This window comes from Haloactinomyces albus, from assembly GCF_031458135.1.
Lineage (GTDB): Bacteria > Actinomycetota > Actinomycetes > Mycobacteriales > Pseudonocardiaceae > Haloactinomyces > Haloactinomyces albus.
Map to the genome: position 1 here is coordinate 4,698,262 of NZ_JAVDXW010000001.1, position 17,791 is coordinate 4,716,052.

Annotated in this window: 18 protein-coding genes; 10 read left to right on the forward strand and 8 right to left on the reverse strand. The window is 66.9% G+C overall.

Annotated elements, in window-relative coordinates; translation table 11 throughout:
• Positions 1–12 precede the first annotated feature (12 nt).
• Entirely contained in the window at positions 13–912 is a 900-nt protein-coding gene (locus JOF55_RS21940) for a LysR family transcriptional regulator (protein ID WP_310277684.1), read from the reverse strand.
• Positions 913–931: 19 nt separating this feature from the next.
• On the opposite strand from JOF55_RS21940, the gene JOF55_RS21945 reads away from it, so the two are divergent.
• Entirely contained in the window at positions 932–2,089 is a 1,158-nt protein-coding gene (locus JOF55_RS21945) for a YeiH family protein (protein WP_310277687.1), read from the forward strand.
• A gap of 200 nt (positions 2,090–2,289) precedes the next feature.
• On the opposite strand, the gene JOF55_RS21950 is transcribed toward JOF55_RS21945, so the two are convergent.
• A complete protein-coding gene (locus JOF55_RS21950; protein ID WP_310277690.1) occupies positions 2,290–2,994 on the reverse strand; it encodes a class I SAM-dependent methyltransferase in 705 nt (234 codons plus the stop codon).
• 117 nt (positions 2,995–3,111) lie between these two features.
• Between JOF55_RS21950 and JOF55_RS21955 the strand changes: the two genes are divergently transcribed.
• Both JOF55_RS21955 and JOF55_RS21960 read left to right on the forward strand, forming a co-directional pair.
• On the forward strand, positions 3,112–3,948 hold the full coding sequence (locus JOF55_RS21955) for an aldo/keto reductase (RefSeq protein ID WP_310277693.1): 837 nt from the start codon (positions 3,112–3,114) through the stop codon (positions 3,946–3,948).
• 148 nt (positions 3,949–4,096) lie between these two features.
• Positions 4,097–5,221 (forward strand): CapA family protein, encoded by a 1,125-nt coding sequence (locus JOF55_RS21960; RefSeq protein ID WP_310277695.1) that lies wholly within the window; start codon positions 4,097–4,099, stop codon positions 5,219–5,221.
• Between the two features lie 7 nt (positions 5,222–5,228).
• On the opposite strand, the gene JOF55_RS21965 is transcribed toward JOF55_RS21960, so the two are convergent.
• The gene (locus JOF55_RS21965; protein ID WP_310277698.1) at positions 5,229–5,747 is read right to left on the reverse strand and encodes a mycothiol transferase; all 519 of its coding nucleotides are present in this window, start codon (positions 5,745–5,747) and stop codon (positions 5,229–5,231) included.
• Between the two features lie 275 nt (positions 5,748–6,022).
• On the opposite strand from JOF55_RS21965, the gene JOF55_RS21970 reads away from it, so the two are divergent.
• The gene (locus tag JOF55_RS21970) at positions 6,023–7,342 is read left to right on the forward strand and encodes an erythromycin esterase family protein (RefSeq protein ID WP_310277700.1); all 1,320 of its coding nucleotides are present in this window, start codon (positions 6,023–6,025) and stop codon (positions 7,340–7,342) included.
• 91 nt (positions 7,343–7,433) lie between these two features.
• On the forward strand, positions 7,434–8,336 hold the full coding sequence (locus tag JOF55_RS21975) for a sugar phosphate isomerase/epimerase family protein (protein ID WP_310277702.1): 903 nt from the start codon (positions 7,434–7,436) through the stop codon (positions 8,334–8,336).
• Positions 8,337–8,493: 157 nt separating this feature from the next.
• Here JOF55_RS21975 and JOF55_RS21980 read toward each other — a convergent pair whose 3' ends face one another.
• Both JOF55_RS21980 and JOF55_RS21985 read right to left on the reverse strand, forming a co-directional pair.
• The gene (locus JOF55_RS21980; protein ID WP_310277706.1) at positions 8,494–9,162 is read right to left on the reverse strand and encodes a YbhB/YbcL family Raf kinase inhibitor-like protein; all 669 of its coding nucleotides are present in this window, start codon (positions 9,160–9,162) and stop codon (positions 8,494–8,496) included.
• A gap of 103 nt (positions 9,163–9,265) precedes the next feature.
• Positions 9,266–10,174, reverse strand: coding sequence for an aldo/keto reductase (locus JOF55_RS21985; RefSeq protein WP_310277709.1), 909 nt, complete (start codon positions 10,172–10,174; stop codon positions 9,266–9,268).
• Between the two features lie 186 nt (positions 10,175–10,360).
• Here JOF55_RS21985 and JOF55_RS21990 point away from each other — a divergent pair, with 186 nt between their 5' ends.
• The 3 genes from JOF55_RS21990 (at position 10,361) to JOF55_RS22000 (ending at position 12,844) form a co-directional block, all read left to right on the forward strand.
• Complete coding sequence (locus tag JOF55_RS21990; RefSeq protein ID WP_310277711.1) at positions 10,361–11,602, forward strand: PAS domain S-box protein; 1,242 nt, start codon at positions 10,361–10,363, stop codon at positions 11,600–11,602.
• Positions 11,603–11,868: 266 nt separating this feature from the next.
• On the forward strand, positions 11,869–12,150 hold the full coding sequence (locus JOF55_RS21995) for a hypothetical protein (RefSeq protein ID WP_310277714.1): 282 nt from the start codon (positions 11,869–11,871) through the stop codon (positions 12,148–12,150).
• A 76-nt stretch (positions 12,151–12,226) separates the two neighbouring features.
• Positions 12,227–12,844 (forward strand): AAA family ATPase, encoded by a 618-nt coding sequence (locus JOF55_RS22000; protein ID WP_310277717.1) that lies wholly within the window; start codon positions 12,227–12,229, stop codon positions 12,842–12,844.
• Positions 12,845–12,859: 15 nt separating this feature from the next.
• On the opposite strand, the gene JOF55_RS22005 is transcribed toward JOF55_RS22000, so the two are convergent.
• Positions 12,860–14,059 (reverse strand): cysteine desulfurase-like protein, encoded by a 1,200-nt coding sequence (locus JOF55_RS22005; protein WP_310277720.1) that lies wholly within the window; start codon positions 14,057–14,059, stop codon positions 12,860–12,862.
• A gap of 158 nt (positions 14,060–14,217) precedes the next feature.
• Here JOF55_RS22005 and JOF55_RS22010 point away from each other — a divergent pair, with 158 nt between their 5' ends.
• On the forward strand, positions 14,218–15,387 hold the full coding sequence (locus tag JOF55_RS22010) for a carboxylate-amine ligase (RefSeq protein WP_310277723.1): 1,170 nt from the start codon (positions 14,218–14,220) through the stop codon (positions 15,385–15,387).
• A 43-nt stretch (positions 15,388–15,430) separates the two neighbouring features.
• Here JOF55_RS22010 and JOF55_RS22015 read toward each other — a convergent pair whose 3' ends face one another.
• Positions 15,431–15,883: a DUF6292 family protein gene (locus JOF55_RS22015; protein WP_374727324.1), complete on the reverse strand. Its 453-nt coding sequence runs from the start codon at positions 15,881–15,883 to the stop codon at positions 15,431–15,433.
• Positions 15,884–16,246: 363 nt separating this feature from the next.
• On the opposite strand from JOF55_RS22015, the gene JOF55_RS22020 reads away from it, so the two are divergent.
• Positions 16,247–16,624 (forward strand): MerR family transcriptional regulator, encoded by a 378-nt coding sequence (locus tag JOF55_RS22020; protein ID WP_310277726.1) that lies wholly within the window; start codon positions 16,247–16,249, stop codon positions 16,622–16,624.
• A gap of 27 nt (positions 16,625–16,651) precedes the next feature.
• On the opposite strand, the gene JOF55_RS22025 is transcribed toward JOF55_RS22020, so the two are convergent.
• The gene (locus tag JOF55_RS22025; protein ID WP_310277731.1) at positions 16,652–17,608 is read right to left on the reverse strand and encodes an ADP-ribosylglycohydrolase family protein; all 957 of its coding nucleotides are present in this window, start codon (positions 17,606–17,608) and stop codon (positions 16,652–16,654) included.
• Between the last annotated feature and the right edge of the window lie 183 nt (positions 17,609–17,791).

Sequence of the window (17,791 nt, forward strand, 5' to 3'; positions counted from 1 at the left end):
CGGGAAGTCCGCTCACCGGGGTGTGCGCATGGCGATGGCCAGGAGTGCGGCTGCGGGCCCGGTGAGCTGGTGACCCGCGCGCCACACGGCGTGCAGGGGGCGGTGCAGGTCGAGGTCGACGACCGGGACTTCGACGACGCGCTCTTCCGCGAGGTCGGTGGCCACGGCAAGCGTGCTCAGTACGGAGGGGCCTGCGCCTGCGACCACGGAGTTGCGGACGGCTGTCGTGGAGTGCAGTTCCAGCAGCGGTGCGACCTGGTCGGCGCCGACGGTGGCAAGAGCTCGGTAGAGGGTCTCCCTGGTTCCCGAACCGCGTTCGCGCACGATCAGCGGGGTGGCGGCGAGTTCGGTCGGTGTCAGTGGTTTTCTGCGTCGTGCCCAGGGGTGGTCGGGCGGGGCGACGACGACCATGCGGTCGCCGAGCACGTAGCGCACGGAAACCCCTTCGGGAGCTACCGGGGTTTCGACGAAGCCGAGGTCGGTGTGTCCGTGCCGGACGGAGTCGGCGACGGCGACGGAATTGGCCACGTCGAGTTCGAAGTGGATATCGGCGACGGCACCGCGCAGTGCGCTGATCCAGCCGGGAGCGAGGTATTCGGCGATGGTCATGCTCGCGGCGACACGCAGGCGGGATTCGTGCTGGGCACGGAGCGCGCGGACACCGTTCATCAGTCCGTCGATGTGGGCGAGGACCTGTTGTGCCCAGTCCGCGACCATCTCACCGGCCGGAGTGAGCGTGCAGCCCTGGCGGGTGCGGGTGACGAGTTTCAGACCGAGCCTGCGTTCGAGACTGGTCAAGCGCTTGCTCGCCGAAGGTTGGCTGACGTGCAGTTCGGCCGCGGCGGCTCCGATACTGCCGAGGTTGCTGATCAGGACCAGCAGGCGAAGGGATTCGGAGTCGGGCGCGGTCATGCGTCGAGGATAGGTATGCGTGACCGCACCGGGTGAGTCCGGTGGTTTTCTTCCGTTCCGGAAGCCCGAATCCGGTGTCCGGGCGTCCTTGGGCATGCACGTGGGCTATGACGTCCTGCGTGGTTCGTGGCTACGCAGCAGGCTGCTCGGCGATGAGGCTTGCCGTGTGAGCGAACTGTTGAGTGCTGTGCGGCGGAACGCAGTCGCGACCTCGTTGTGGCCGGGCCTGGTGGTGACCGGAGTTGCGGTCGTGGCTTCCCTGACTGTTGCCGGTCTGGTACCGGCCATGAGTTCCTTGACCGTGGCGGTTGCGCTGGGAATCCTCGCAGGAAACCTGCCGGGGTTCCCGAGATCCGCACGTCCCGGCCTGGCGTGGGCGATGCGCCGATTTCTGCGAGTGGGCGTGGTGCTTCTCGGGCTGCAGCTCGCCGTGAGCCAGGTTTTCGGGCTCGGTGCGGGCACGCTGGTCGCGGTGGTGATCCTGGTCGCCACGAGCTTTCTGGGCACCCTGGTGCTCGGGCGGGTGCTCGGGATCTCGCAGGGCCTGTCGATGCTGGTGGGCACCGGTTTCTCGATCTGCGGTGCATCGGCGATCGCGGCGATGGAAAGCATCATCGACCGCGACGACGAGGACGTGGCCACTGCGGTGGCCATGGTGACGATCTTCGGCACTCTCGCGATGCTCGTGTTGCCGGTCGTCGGCAGCGGCCTGGGGTTGTCCGACACCGAACTGGGCCGTATCGCAGGCGGCAGCGTCCACGAAGTCGCCCAAGTCGTCGCGGCTGCCTCCCCGGCCGGTGCCGCTGCGGTGGCCGTCGCGGTCGTGGTCAAGCTCAGCCGAGTCGTGCTGCTCGCGCCGCTGGTCACCGCCGTCAGCCTGATGCAGCGGCGCACGTCCGCGGCAATCGGGGGTCGCCGGCCGCCGGTCATGCCGCTGTTCGTCGCCGGTTTCCTCGCCGCCGTCCTGCTGCGCAGCAGCGGCATCCTGCCCGAGACGGTGCTCGCCGTCGCCGAGCAGGTGACCACCGTGCTGCTCACCGGGGCGCTGTTCGGGCTCGGCAGCTCGGTACGCATCCGCGCGCTGATCCGCACCGGTCCCCGGGCCTTCCTTCTCGGCCTGGGCTCGACCCTTCTCGTCACCACAGCGACCTTCGCCACCATGCTCACCCTCACCTGAGCACGGCCCGGTGGCGTGTGAACACCACCGGTAGTGGGGCACCGGAGCACCGGTGGACGGCTGTATTGATAATTGCCTCGATAAGTTCAGTTTAGACAAAAACCAAGTCCATGCAACACATGCCTGCTGAGATCCCGAACGACGGACAAAACCCTGACAACATCGCCATGACAGCAAAAACACCGCGGATGAGGTTTTCCCTAGAACTTCAACCCCGAACGGCGCTGTAGGTGGTGGATGTTCACGGTGGGGATCCGTGTGGTGGAAGTCGAGATGTGCCAGTCGGTGGCGGCCTCGGCGAGGAACGTGTCGGCGTGCGGGCGCTGCGGGTCGGCGAGCCAGACCTCCCCGGAGGCGTCGACCAGCTCCGGCAGCAGCGTGCGCAGCCAAGCGATGTTGCGCTGCTCGTAGAGCACGTCGGCGGCGAGGACGAGCTGCCACGGCCCCCGCGCGATCAGTGCTTCCGGGTGTGCCCAGGAACCTTCCGCGGTTTCCACGGCCGCGCCGTTGCGGTGCGCGTTGGCGGTGGTGAATGCGAGTGCGTCCTCCGACCGGTCGGTGGCCAGGACGTGCCCACCGGCCAGTGCCGCGGCGATGCTGGGCAAGCCGAGGCCGCAGCCGAGCTCGAGCACCGACTGTCCATCGAGCGTACGAGCCGATACCGCGTATGCCAGTTCGATGCCGCTGGGCCACAGTTCGGCCCAGTACGGCGGGAACTGCTCGTCGCCGATGTCGTCCTCGTAGAGCAGGTCCGTGCCCTGGCGAGGGTGGGTGAACCGCACCGTCCTGCCCTGCAGGGCGATCTCGCCCGTGACGACGTCGTACCGCGGGTCCGTGCTCGGTCGATACTCGTGGGCGGGCTGTTCCCGCCGGGTCTGCTGGGTCCTGTCGCGTGTCTGACTCACCTGCGAACCACCTGCCGGACTCGCCGTTGCCGTTTCCTCTCCGACCATGATGCCGTCGAATCCCCGCTTCGGGCCCAGGTGGCTTCGTGTCGCACGGGATCGGCGAAAATGGTCGCCATGAACACTGCCGCCGCACCGACTGTGGACTTGATCAACGGGACGCGGATGCCGCGTTTCGGGCTGGGCACCTGGCCGTTGGACGACGCGGGTGCCGAAACCGCCGTCCGGCGTGCTCTGGACTCGGGTTATCGGTTGCTCGACACCGCCGAGAACTATGGCAACGAGGTCGGGGTCGGCCGGGGAATCGCGGCCAGTGCCGTTGCGCGCGAGGACGTCTTCGTCACCACCAAGTTCAACCGCGCGTGGCACAGCATCGAGGGTGCGCGTAGCGCTTTCGAGGCCAGTGCCGAGCGCCTGGGTGTGGACTACATCGATCTGCTGCTGATTCACTGGCCGAACCCGGAGCAGGATCGCTATGTCGATGCTTTCCAAGGGCTCGTGGAGCTGCTCCGAGAAGGCCGGGTCCGTGCGATCGGCACCTCGAACTTCAAGCCTGCTCACCTGAAGCGGGTCCTCGCCGAGACCGGAGTCGTCCCCGACGTCAACCAGATCCAGCTACATCCCCAGGCCATTCGTACCGACCTGCGTTCCTACCACGCCGAACACGGCATCGTCACCGAATCCTGGAGCCCCATCGGGCGGGGCGGCGACCTGCTGGAAGAGCCCGTCATCACCGAACTGGCTCAGCGATACGGCAAGACTCCGGCGCAGATCGTGCTGCGCTGGCACATCGAGCTGGGTCTGGTCGCCGTTCCCAAATCGGCCGATGAGCAGCGCATCCGGCAGAACATCGACGTGTTCGACTTCGCTCTCGACTCCGACGAGCTCGCACGGATCTGCGCACTGGACCGCGGTGAGGAGCCGGAACCCGACTCCGAGGTCTTCGGTCACTGAACGTCACCGGACGACGTCGAGAGCCGGGTTTGGGCCGGTCTTACGGCACTTCTCGTCCTCGCTTTTCGGCATCGGCCGTGGCAGCGGCATGCATCTCCGGGAAAAGCACGACGGGGAAGTCGGACGTAGCATCGGCGATGTGCCCGGTATGTCCGTATCCGAGGCTCTGGTGACGGTGCTTCTGTGCGGCGACGTGATGCCCGGGCGCGGCGTCGACCAGATCCTGCCCCGGCCCGGTGATCCGCAACTGCGGGAACCGCATATCAGTGATGCGCGCTATTACGTCCGAGCCGCGGAAGAGGTCAGCGCCCCCATCGCCCGCCCGGTCGATTTCTCCTGGCCGTGGGGAGACGCGCTGGGAATCATCGACGGTTTCGCCCCCGCGGCTCGCGTGCTCAACCTGGAATCGAGCGTCACCCGATGTGACGACTTCGCTCCCAACAAGGCTGTGCACTACCGGGTGAGTCCGGCCAACCTGGCCTGTGTCGCGGCGGGTAGGCCCGACCTGTGCGTGCTCGCCAACAACCACGTCCTCGACTTCGGCATCCGGGGATTGGCGGACACGCTCGACGCTCTGTCCGATGCCGGGCTGCGGTACGCCGGAGCAGGGCGTGATACCGCGCAAGCCTCGCAGCCCGCGGTTATCCCCATCGGCGGCGGCAGGCTCGTGGTGCTTGCGTGCGGAGCGACATCCAGCGGCATTCCCCCGGACTGGGCGGCGACCGGGCATCGTGCGGGAGTGAATGTGCTGCCCGATCTCTCCGAAGCCACCGCCGAGGGGATCATCGACCGGCTGCGGGATGTGCGGCGACCCGGCGATATCGTGATCGTCTCGGTCCATTGGGGATCCAACTGGGGCTACCATGTGCCGCAGGACCAGGTCCGCTTCGCGCGTCGGCTGATCGACGGCGGCGTGTCCGTTGTGCACGGGCATTCCTCGCACCATCCCCGGCCGATCGAGGTGTACCGCGACCGGCTCATTCTCTACGGGTGCGGTGACCTCATCGACGACTACGAGGGCATCGCCGGGGAAGAGCGGTACCGGGACGACTTGCGCCTGCTGTACTTCCCCGAGGTGGAACCGGACAGCGGCAGACTGGTTCGACTGCGGAGCGCGGTGACCCAGGCTCGCCGGATGCGCCTGCACCCCGCGTCCACTGCGGACATCCGATGGATGTGTTCGGTCCTGTGCCGGCGGGGTCACAGTCCGGGTGCCCGAGTCGAACTCGATCGGGACGGCACGCTCCTCGTCGAACCGGAAGGGCCGGGTTAACAAGTATTCATCCTGCGTGGGTGCGCTGGGCAATACCACGAATGAAGGCCGCCTGTCCCGCATGTTGCAGATCGTCGGCGGTCACACTCACCAGTCGCACGCCGAGCGAGACCGGTGGATCCCAGGAGGAGTCCACGATCCGCTCGAGATCGTCATCGGTCAGGCGTTGCACGTGCTGCTTCGTCTGCTCGTGGACGGCATCGTGGTAGCCGGTCAGGAGTTCCCCGGAAGAGACCCGCACGGCAGCGACCTCCTCGGGGGTGTGCCCGAACCCCGTGTCCAGCCGATCGAACGGCAACTCGAACCGATCCACCCAGCTCTGTGCGGTCCAGACCTGATCGGTGTGCGCGACATCGGCGATGTGGTCGTCCTGGATGCGGGTCAGGTGCCAGATCAGCCAGCCGATGGAGTTCGCCCGGGAATCCACCCGAAACGCCAGTTGGTCCGGGGTGAGATCCTCGACCGCCTCGTGGACGGCCGCGCGGATCCGGTCGAACGCATCGACGAGTACCTCGGCGCTGATCATGCGGTGTGCTCCTTTCGGCAGAGATCCGGTGCGGTCCGTTGCTTGCCGAACACGAGGTCACTGTACGGCCGACTCCGACCTTCAGCAGCGAAGACGATCGTGGACACCCCTGTGGATACAACGCGGGCTCGTCGAGACCGTCCTCGCACTTCGGGCACGGTTACGGATCCGCTGTCCGCGGGTACTGCAAAGGGCGGATCGATGCGGCCGGGGACAGGGCGAGGGACGTGGCCGAGGCACGGCGACCGATACAGCCGAGGAAGCACGGGGCGAGAATGGCCAGTACGGAAACGGGCGGGCAGGCCCGCCGAGAAGCGCGGCCATTGCGGGACGCCGATGATCTGGACCCGCTGCTGGAGCAGGTGGGGTCGTCCCGAGTGGTCCTGATCGGGGAGGCCACGCACGGAACCTCGGAGTTCTACCGCTGGCGTGCGGAACTCACCCGGCGCTTGATCGCCGAGAAGGGTTTCTCGTTCGTCGCGGTCGAAGGGGACTGGCCGGACTGCCATACCGTGCACTGCAGCGTGGTCGGCGCGACCGGTGCACCGGAGGATCCACGCGAGGCGCTGGATGCCTTCTCCCGCTGGCCGACGTGGATGTGGGCCAACGAGGAGGTCGTGGCATTCACGCGTTGGCTGCGTGCTCACAATCGGGGATTACCGCCGCAGCACCGGGTCGGCTTCCACGGCTTGGATGTTTACAGCCTGTGGGATTCGCTGCGTGCGGTGCTGGATTACTTGGCCGAGCACGAGCCGGAGCACCTGTCGACCGCTCGCGAAGCGCTGCGCTGTTTCGAGCCCTACGGGGAGAGCCCGCAGTCCTACGCGCTGGCGAGCCGGGTGGTGCCGGAGAGCTGCGAGTCGGAGGTCGTGGCGCTGCTGCGGGACATGCGGGCAGCCGATACCGGCCCGCAGTCCGGTGCCGGTGCCCTGGACGAGCGGTTCATCGCCGCGCAGAACGCGGAGGTCGTCGCAGGCGCGGAGCGCTACTACCGGGCGATGGTTCGTGGTGGGGCCGAGTCGTGGAATGTCCGGGACAGCCACATGGTCGACACGCTGGACCGGCTGCTCGACCAGTACGGTGCGCGGTCCAAGGCCGTGGTGTGGGAGCACAACACCCACGTCGGTGATGCCAGGGCCACCGACATGGCCGCGGCCGGGATGGTCAATACCGGGCAGTTGGCGCGGGAACGCCATGCCGATGACGGGGTGCTGCTGGTCGGTTTCGCCACTCACCGGGGAAGCGTCATCGCATCGGACAACTGGGACGGGCCGGTCCGTAGGATGCCCGTGCCGCAGGCTCGCACCGGCAGCCTGGAAGCCCTGCTGCACGAGGCAGGTGGTGGCGAGGACGCCCTGTTCGTCTTCCCGCCCGGGCAGGAGAGCCGGAACGGGTGGTCGCAGGAGGTGCTCGATCATCGGGCGATCGGCGTGATTTTCCAACTGGACGTCGAGCGGCGAGGCAACTACGTACCCACCGTCCCGGGGCGCCGCTACGACGCGTTGCTGTACTGCGATCACACCACCGCACTGCATCCCCTGCACCCGGTCGAGCAGGCCGATACCGAGCCGGAGGCCTTCCCGAGCGGCGACTGAACACCACCGCAGTCGGGGAAGGCTCGCGCGACCGGCAGGCCGGGGCGACTGCCGAGTGTGCGAGCGGTGTGTACCCGGGTAGTCCGGGAGCATGAAGCTCGGCCTGCTCACCGCGTCCCTGCCCGAGGAGAGCCTCACCGACCTTCTCCGGCGAGCCGAAACCGTCGGGTTCGAGGCGCTCGAGGTGGCCACGTGGCCACCGGGCAGCGGCGCGCCGAGCCATCTCGACGTCACGCACCTCACCGAGGGCGACACCGAGTGGATGCGCTCGCACTTCGCCCGGCACGACTGCACGCTGTCCGCACTGGCCTACTACGACAACCCGCTGCACCCGGACCCGGGCGAGCGGGAACGGGTCCGCAGACATCTGGAGGCCTGCATCGACGCCGCGGGCAGGCTCGGCGGTGCCCCGGTGGGCACGTTCATCGGTCGGGATCCGGGTAAGACCGTCGCGGAGAACCTCGCCGAGGCGGAGGAGATCTTCCCTCCGCTCGTGGAGCGGGCAGGCGAGCAGGGTATCCGGCTCATGGTGGAGAACTGCCCGAAGCAGGACTGGCACCCCGACGGCCATCCCGGCAACCTCGCCTACGCCCCCGAACTGTGGGAGCGGCTGTTCGACCTCGGCCTGTACCTCAACTACGACCCCTCGCACCTGCTGGGTCTGGGAATCGACCCCGTGGCGGCGCTGCGTCCCTACATCGATCGGGTCGCGCACGTGCAGGCCAAAGACGCCGAGGTGTTCCCGCAGCGGCGCTGCCGCTACGGCTACCCGGGGCCGGTGCTCGACCGGGAAGGGGCGGGATGGTGGCGTTACCGAGCGCCGGGGCTCGGCGAGGTCGACTGGCGGAGCCTGGTCGATGCTCTCTACGAGGGTGGCTACGACGGGGTGGTCTCCGTCGAACTCGAGGACCCGATCTGGACCGGCACGGTCGAGAACGTGCAGGCGGGCCTGGAGGTCGCCTACCGGACTCTGCGGCCGCTCGTCGTGGCCTGAGCCGTGGCACGGGCCACGACGCTTCCGGCCGCTGCCCACGCGGCGCTGTCCGGGCGTTCCCGCTCCGGGCCGGGTTTTTTGCAGTTTCGCGCGAAACTGCAAAAAACCCGGCCGCGCCGCGTGGGAGCTTGCCCGTGAAAGCGGTATGCGGTAGGGATCACCGCTCGTAGAGTCCGACGATGTTGCCCCGGGCCAGTTCGGAACCCGACAGCGCTTGGCGCAGGTCATCCGGGGTGGATTCCTCGCCGAGCTTCAACGGTTGATCGGCGGCGTAGATCCGGAAAAAGTAGCGGTGTGCCTCGTCGCCGACCGGTGGGTGCGGTCCGCCCCAGCCGACTTCCCCGAATCCGTTGCGGGATCGTATTGCCCCCTCGGGAGCCTGGCCCTCGGCCAGCCCGGTGGTTTCCGGTGGGATCCGCGACATCAGCCAGTGCACGAAGGTGCCGCCCGGCGCATCCGGATCCTCACACAGCAGGGCGATCTCTCTGGTCCCGTCGGGAATCCCTTCCCAAACCAACGCCGGCGAGACGTTGTCGCCGTCCCGGCTGCATCGCAGTGGTAGCAGGGTGTGGTCGTTGAATGTGCTGCTGCGCAGCTGGATTCCCCCGCCTTCGATGTCTCTTTCCACGCCTTGAGCACCGGGTTCACCGGGGTGACTTCTTCCTGCCGGTTCTCCTGTCCGGGGATCGGTCGGCAGGGGATTGTCCCGGTGGAGTTGTTCGCTGGCCGCCTCGTCCGCGCGCTGGTCGGGCACACCGTGCTTTTCGTAGTCGTTGCGCAAGCGTGCCCGCTTGATGTCGTACTTGTGGCTGCCGGGTTCCGGCATCGATACCACCTCATCTCGGGATGGCTTGCATCGTTGACGCGAGTCCGTCCGGACTTATCGGTTAACCGAGGTGGTGACCTCCGAAACGTGCCGGAGGGTGGTCTCATGCTCCTGCGGGCACGTCGAATTCCTGGGCCACGGAGCGACCGAGGGCGTCGAGTTCGTCGAACTCTTCGTTGCTGAGGGTGATCGAGGTGGCGGCGAGGTTCTCGTCGAGGTGCTCGATCGAGCCGGTACCGGGGATCGGCAGGATCGCCGAGGAGCGGTGCAGTAGCCAGGCCAGCGACAACTGGGCGGTGGTGACGCCGTGCCGGGTGGCGGTGTCGGAAAACGGATTGCCGGGCTCGGCGAGCAAACCCTGGGCGATGGGGAACCAGGGAATGAAGGCGATGCCGAGTTGTTCGCAGCGCTCCAGAACCGGTTCGGACTCGCGGACGACGATGTTGTAGCGGTTCTGGACGGTGGCGATGTCCAACCCGAATTCCAGGGCGCGGTCCAGGGTGGCCGCGTCGATTTCGGAGAGTCCGAGGTGGCGGACGATGCCTTCCTCCTGGAGGGCTTTGAGGGCGGCGAACTGGTCGTGTTCGGGAGTACCGGGATCGATGCGGTGCAGTTGCCACAGGTCGATCCGGTCGACGCCCAGGCGCCGACGGGAGGTTTCGGCCTGCTGGCGCAGGTAGTCGGGGCGTGCGAAGGGATGCCACTCGCTGGGGCCGGTGCGCAGCAATCCGACCTTGGTGGCGATGACCAGGTCCGCGGGGTAGGGGCGCAGGGCTTCGGCGATCAGTTCCTCGTTGAGGTTGGGACCGTAGCTGTCGGCGGTGTCGATGAAGTTGACACCCTGCTCGACGGCGCGGCGCAGGACGTTCTTCGCGGCGTCGTGGTCGTCCGGTGGGCCCCAGATACCGGGCCCGGTCAGGCGCATCGCGCCGTAGCCGAACCGGTTGACCGTGAGATCGCCGCCCAGGGTGATGGTGCCTGCGTTGGCGGCCGGGGACGGTGTGCTCGACATGGGCTGCTCCTTGGGTCTCTTTTGTGCCTCCGCTCGAAAGACATACCCAGAGTGGAGCGCTCTCACAGTTGCGCTGGGTACGACCAGTGCGGCCGGCAGTGTGATCCGATCCGGCAGCACACCGCCCCGCACGGCCGGCGTCTCGTTCTTTGCGCGATGCCGTGGTTGGAGGGCTACTGTGTGTTCATGGCAACGCGCGGTTCGGCCGTGGTCAACGAGATGCCATGGCAGACGATTTTGGAGCAGGCTGCGGGACCGGTGGTGGTGCTCGACTTGCAGGCTCGCGTTATCTATGTGAACCCGGCGCTATGCCAACTGCTCGGCCGTGACGCAACGTACCTGCTCGATCACCCTCCCCGCGACACCACGCACTCCGAGGACCTGGTGCTCGATCGCGATGTCATCGACACGGTGATTGCGGAGGGGAAGGACACCTTCGAGGTGGAGAAAAGGTTGCTGCGATCCGACGGCAGCAAGGTCTGGACACTCATCGACAGCTCCCTCATCAGGGATTCCGATGGCAAACCTCTCTTTTTCCTGTCGCAGATCCACGACATCAGCGCCCGCCGTGAGGCCGAGCTGCTCTGGCATCGAACGCTGGCCAATGCTCCGATCGGCATGGCTCTGGTTGATCTGAACGGGTATTGGACGGAGGTCAACGACAAGTTGTGCGAACTGGTCGGCTACAGCCGAGACGAATTGCTGACCATGCACTTCACCGATCTGACCTACCCCTATGAGAGCAAGCAGGGACTGGCCGATTTCGCCGACCTGATAGAAGGCCGTTACGACACCGTCAGCTTGGAGAAGCGTTACCGCCACAAGGATGGGCATCCCATCTGGATGTTGATTCGTGCCAGCGTGGTGCCCGGTGCCGACGAGCAACCGGCGTACCTGGTCAGCCAGTACGAGACCATCGGCGGCGAGTGGATGCGGGACAGTCACCTGGCACACATGGCCTTGCACGATCCATTGACCGGTCTGGCCAATCGTGCCCTGCTTCTCGATCGGCTCGGCAAGGAGCACACGAAACTCTCCGAGGGTGAAGATCTGCTGGCGGTGGTGCTGGCCGACCTCGACGAGCTCAAACCGGTCAACGACCGGTTTGGCCACACGGTGGGTGATCAGCTCTTGACCACCGCAGCGCATCGACTCCTGGACGTGGTGCGTCCCGACGACACCGTGGCCCGCTTCGGTGGTGACGAATTCGTCGTGCTTGCCCGAATCACGGACCTTCCCACGGCGGAGGCACTTCGTGGCCGGGTCGAGGAATGCCTGAACACCGATGTCGTCGCCGCCGGACACCATCTCAACCTGAGCGCCAGCGTGGGACTTGCCACCACGCGGGACCCGGAAACCTCGACCGATGCCTTGCTGCACCGTGCCGATCGCGACATGTACCGGCACAAGGCACGCAGCCACCGATGACCACGGCACCAGCGCCGATTTCCTTCGAAGGGCTTGGCACGATCAGGTGCGCCGATTCGTTCTTCGGTGCCGAATCGTGTCCGATGTGCGTGCATACAGTCACCTACTGCAGTAACAGAGAGTTAGATCTGTCACCTGTTCGAGCTAACGATCAGGAATGCGGGGTTCAATTTCTGTCAGCAGTCGGAGCCCTCGGGTCTCCGGCGCTTCCCTCTCGAAGGGACGGCCACCGTGGCCGCTCAGCTGCAGGAAGTGAACGAGTCAAAATGTCTTTCGACGACGTGCGTGCCGCCCTGACCAGTCTCTCCGATACGGAGCGGCGGATCGCGGAAGGTGTGCTGTTCGGCAGCGCCACCCGCAACACCGAGATCGGAAATCCCCGGCTGGCGAAGTTCTGGCACGCGCTGGCCGTGGCCTCCGTCGAGGAGCGTGACCGGCGCCGCGAGCTCGAAGAGCACGCCCGCTCCGTATTCGACGATGAGTCGTTCGACGCGCTCATCGCCGAGCTGGAAGAGGAAATCACCGAGTCTCCCGAAGACCCGCATTAGGATTCGTGTCGTAGGCCGGTGTAGGTGGTTGCTGAATCAGCCACGACCCGAACACGCCGGAAAGGCACTATCGGCCGTGCACCGCGCCGCACAACTGCCGGTGTGCGGCGGACGAGTACCTCCCGGCAGGAGCCGGGAAAGGAGACGGATACTCACGGTCGACACGGCCACACCACCGTTGAGCCTCTCCGGCCCGGCCATGCTCGCCCTGGTCGGACCACCCGGCTCGGGAAAATCCACCATCGCGGCGACCTACGCCGCGCACCTGGGCGAGCACACCCGCGTGCTGAGCCTGGACGCCTACCGGGCGCGCCTGTCCAAGTGGGGCGAGGAGGCCGACCAGGCGGTCACGCCGCGTGCGATCGGCGCACTGCACGCCGACCTGGCGGACCATCTCGACGCGGGACGGTCGGTCATCGTCGACGCCACCAATGCCCGCGCCAAGGACCGCAAGAAACTGCTGCGTATCGCGCGGGAACACGCGGCGGCCACGGCTGCGGTACTGGTGCTGCCGCCGCTACCGGTGTGCCAGGAGCGCAACGCTCACCGTGATGCGACCGTCGGCGCCTGTGGCTACGCGCGGCAAGTACCCGCCTTGGTCGTCGCCTCCATGCATGCGGCCATCACGGTGAACCGGCCGCTGGGCAGTGAGGACTGGGACATGGTCACCGAGGTATCGCCGGGCCGCCGGTGACCAGCACTGCGCGGTTCACGGGCACAACTTCGCGACGCCGGTCAGCAGCCGGTCGACGTCCTCGTCATCGGTGTAGGGCGCGAGGCCGGCTCGCACAGCTCCGGTATTCCCCAGCCCCATCCAGCGGGATGCCTCGAGTGCGTAGAAACTCCCGGCAGGAGCATTGATTCCCTGCTCGGCGAGCCGCTCGTGGACCTCCTGGGGAGACCGGCCGGCCACGGAGAACAGCGCCAGGGGCGTGCGGTGTGCCGGACTGCCGTGCAGCGTGACGCCGTTGAGCCCGGCCAGCCCGTCGAGGAGTCGGCCCAGGAGCCGGTCCTCGTGTTCCTCGACGGCGTTCATCGACGTGAGCACGCGTGTGCGGCGGTCGCCGTCGGTCGGCACCAGATCGGCGATGACATCGACGGCGGCGCGTGTTCCTGCCAGCAGCTCGTAGGGCAGTGTGCCGAGTTCGAAGCGTTCGGGCACCGCATCGGTCGAGGGCAGCAGTTTGTCGGGAAAGACATTCTCCAGCAGTGCCGGTGCCGCGACGCTGACGCCCAGGTGGGGCCCGAAGAACTTGTACGGAGAGCAGACATAGATATCGGCGCCCAAGGCCTCGACATCCACCGGAGCGTGCGGCGTGAGATGGACACCATCGACGTGGACCAGCGCGCCCACCTCGTGCGCGGCGTGCGCGATCCCCGCGATGTCGGGCCTGGTCCCCAGCAGATTCGACGCGGCGGTGACGGCAACGGCCCGGGTGCGTCTCGACAGCAGGGCGGTGACGGCCTCCACCGGCAGATCACCGGTGTCGGAGTCCGGCTCCGCCCAGCGCACGGTCGCGCCTGCTGCGTGTGCAGCATGCACCCACGGCCGGATATTGGCGTCGTGGTCGAGTCCGGTGACGATGACCTCATCTCCGGGCGCCCACTGCTTGGCCAGCGCTCGAGCCATGTCGAAAGTCAGCTGCGTCGCCGAGCGGCCGAAAACGACGCCTGCGGGAGAGCAGCCCAGCAGATCGGCCACCGCCTGCCGTGCCTCGACCACGGTGGCCTCGGCTCGTTGCTCCGCGGCCGTGACCGTGCCGCGGTTGGCGATGCCCGCACACATCGTGTCGGCCACCGCCTGCGCGACCTCGGCAGGCACCTGAGAGCCTCCGGGGCCGTCGAAATACGCCACACCGCGTGCGAGGGCGGGAAAACGAGAGCGGATCCGGGCGGTGTCGAAGTCCATGACCGCATCCTGCCAGGTAGGAACGGGCGTCAAGAATGGCCCGGAACCCGCTGGAGTGATTGCCTTCGCCTGCGCACGGGTAAGACGGAGGTGCACGCCCGTACGTCGCCGTTTCGCTCGGTCCAGTACCGAGTGTGGCCATCAACGGAGAGAGGCGAATGAGTCGTCCCGACGCAGGCCACCGGACCGAAAACGGGCAGCACACCATTCTCACCCTGGGGGTCGAGGAAGAGTTTCTGCTCCTGGACTCCGAGAGCCTGCAACCCACGGGAGAAGGGGGCGCTGTTTCGCGCATCCGGCGCAGGCAGGAGGAGGGGGAGGTGCAGTTCGAGCTCACTCCCTCCCAGATCGAGACCTCCAGTTCGGTGTGCCACGACCTGGAGGAACTGCGCCGGAAATTGGCGTACCTGCGCACGGACCTGGCCGCTGCCGCTGTGCAGCGTGGTCGCAGGTTGGCTGCGATAGCCGCGCCGCCGACCGGTCAGGCGGGGCCACCTCCGGTGACCGACACCCCGCGGTACCGCCGGATGTACGAAAGTTACGGGGCCCTCGTCGAGGACCAGGGCGTCTGCGCCTGTCACGTGCACGTCGGCACGCTCGATCTGGAGTCCGCGCTGCTGGTGAGCAACCACCTGCGCCCGTGGCTGCCTGCTCTCCTGCTGGTCACCACCAACTCGCCGTTCTTCCGCAATGCCGACACCGGCTACGCGAGCTGGCGGACCGCCCTGTGGTCGCGCCTACCCACCGCGTGCCCACCCCCGTATTTCACCTCGGTCGAACATTACCGCGCCCTCGTCGACATCCTGCAGGATTCGGGCATGGTGCTGGATCTCGGCATGCTCTACTGGTACGTGCGGCCGTCCGAACACATGCCGACCCTGGAAGTGCGGATCGCCGACGCCGCCGCCACCGCGGACGAGGCGGTCCTGCTCGCCGGACTCGTGCGGGCTCTGACGGTCATCGCGCTGCGGGACATAGCACGTGGCAGAGCCGCCGAGCCGATCGACGAACAGATGCTGCAGGCGTCCTGCTGGCGTGCCGCGCGGGACGGGCTCGAGGGATCGAGTCTCGATGTGCTGACGGGACAAGTGATTCCCTCCTGGGAGCTGCTCGACGGGCTGGTGCGGCACGTGCGCCCGGGACTGGAGGAACTCGGTGACCTTCACCTGATCACCCGACTGTTACGAATCCTGCGTGCAAGGGGCAGCGGTGCGAGTCGGCAGCGCGCGGTGTTCCGGCGCCATCGCGATATCGATGAGGTCGTCGAGCATGTGCTGACCGAGACGATGCGGGACACCACTGCGAAGCGGGCCAAGCCGTCGACGTGATCCGCTGGGGTGTACCGAGCCGTGCTGTTGGATTGCTCCTTGTTCACGGCCCGCTGCTGGGATGGCCTGCGCCATGCGTGGCCAGGAGTTCCAGCAGCGCCGGGTCATCGGCGGAGAGCTCCTCGGGAGACTCGGCGTGGCCACTGCGGTCACCTGCGGCCAGTACGCTCAGCCAGGCAGCCACGGTATCCGGGGCCGGAACCACGCCCGCGGAGTCGGCCTCACGAGTGACCCGATACGCACGGTTGCCGTCCTCGGTATCCAGATACCACCCCACCGTGGGTGTCCACCCGACGGTGAGTTCCGGCTGTACGACCAATCGCACCGAGATCCGCCCGCCGTCGTCGGCCACGTCCACCTCCGCAAGTGCCACCGCGAGTTCTTCCGCGGTGGCACGGATGTCCTGTGCGTATCCTTCGGTGGCCTCCCGGAGCCCAAGCTTGCGCCCGGTGTGTGCAAGAAGGGACTCGTTCAGCACCTCGGGGTCCATACGCACCTCTCGTCCTCGCTGCGCAGCTTTCCCACATCCGGGGAGGTACCCGTTCCTTCCCGGGGGCAATACGTCCGGAAACTCCTGAACGAGAAAGCTCCGGCGAAGGAACGCGAGGTTCGAGGGGACGACGAGCGAGAGTCACTCGTCCACGGGGATCTCGGGCAAGTATTCCCATAGATCGCGCACGTTTGCACAGTGCCGCTCCGGAACTTGTGAGGCAGGTCGCGGTGATACCGATCCCATGGGAGGGGTGCATGGGTGGTTGGGAGGGCTGTGGCGCATCGGATTCCGCCATGCGTCAAAATCACTGTCCAACGTCGTCGCTTCCGGCGTCGATGTCAGTGCAGGCAACGAAAGGACGCAGCTGTGGACGGGCACATGCAGATCGGTGAGGTCGCCGAGCGCACCGGCCTGTCGTTGCGAACGATCCGCTATTACGAGGAGGTCGGCCTGGTGGTGCCCAGCACGCGCAGCCAGGGAGGTTTCCGCCTGTACTCCGAGCCCGATATCCGTCGACTGGAGATGATCAAGCGGATGAAGCCGCTGAGTTTTCATCTCGACGAGATGCGGGAGCTGCTGGGGATTCTCGACTCCCTGCAGGATGCCGAGTTCGGAGACACTCAGCAGCACCGACTGCACGAGTTCCGGGAAAAGGCGGAGCAGCGGTGCCGGGATTTGCGGGCACAGTTGCATGTCGCCGAGGATTTCGCCGCCACGCTGCGCGAGCATCTCGCCGAGCAGTGAGCGAGCCTGCGAGCGCCTCGTCGATGGTTACCGGGAGGACGGTGTCCGCGTGGCGAGCGTGTCGGCGAGGTCGCCGATATCGCTTGCGCTTTCCAGTCGGGCCAGCCATTCCGGCGGAATCGCCTGTGCCCCGGTGCGTGCGGCGGTCAGGGCGCCTGCCATCGAGGCGATGGTATCGGTGTCGCCACCTGCCCGGATCGCGTATCGGATCGCTTCGGCGGGCCGGTCGGGATACTGGAGAAACGCGAGGACGGCCAGCGGGACCGAGGCCACTGCGGTGGCATCGTTGCCCAGTTGCGAGGCCGCGAACGTGGGTGAGGACGTGCCGATGAGCCTCCGCACCTGATCGAGTCGCGATTGCCACTCGGTGTGTTCGATCGTGTGGCCGAGCCTGCCGAGGAACGCCTCCCTGTTCAGCGGGCTCGCCGGGTCGCTGGACAAGGCGAGGAAAGCCGCACATGCCTGCAGCGCTGCGCCTTCCTGCCCGTGACGGTGGGCATGAGTGACCACCGCGCTTTTGCGTGCGAGTTCGGCCGCATGCGTCGGTCCGGCGGACACCAGCGCGATCGGGGCGACGCGCATGGCTGCTCCGTTGCCGTAGGAACCGTGTCCGGCGAAGGAGACCTTGCTCGCCTCCGCCCACGGCGTACCCGCAAGAACGCGTTCGAAGACCTCACGGCTGCCTGCTCCGTAGCCGCGCCATGGTTCCCTGCGCCATTCCCGGGCCAGTTGGCCGGCCAGCGTGTCCTCGTCCACTGCCACCATGCCCCGCCTTTCGGCGAGATGACGTGCCAGAACCAGGGTCAACGCGGTGTCATCGGTATAGCGCAGAGCTTCGGCGGAGCGTTCCTGTCGCACGAGTTGTGCGCCGTCGACACTGTGGCGACCCTCGAAGGGAGCCCCCAGCGCATCGCCGACGGCGGCCCCGAGCAGGAGTCCCCGGGCCTTGGTCGAGGCTGGTGACGGGGTGTCGGACGTGGTCATGAGTCCACTTCCGTGATTTGCCGGTTCAGGGGGTGCGACATCTCCATGATGTCAAAAACTACACTAACGTAAGTGTTGTGTTGCCTCCGCGTGCTTGATCGAGGGCTGTGGGCGAGCAGCTGCCTTCGGTCATGGGGGAACAACCGGTCTCTTCCGACTCGAGCGGCACCGGGAGAAGGGTCG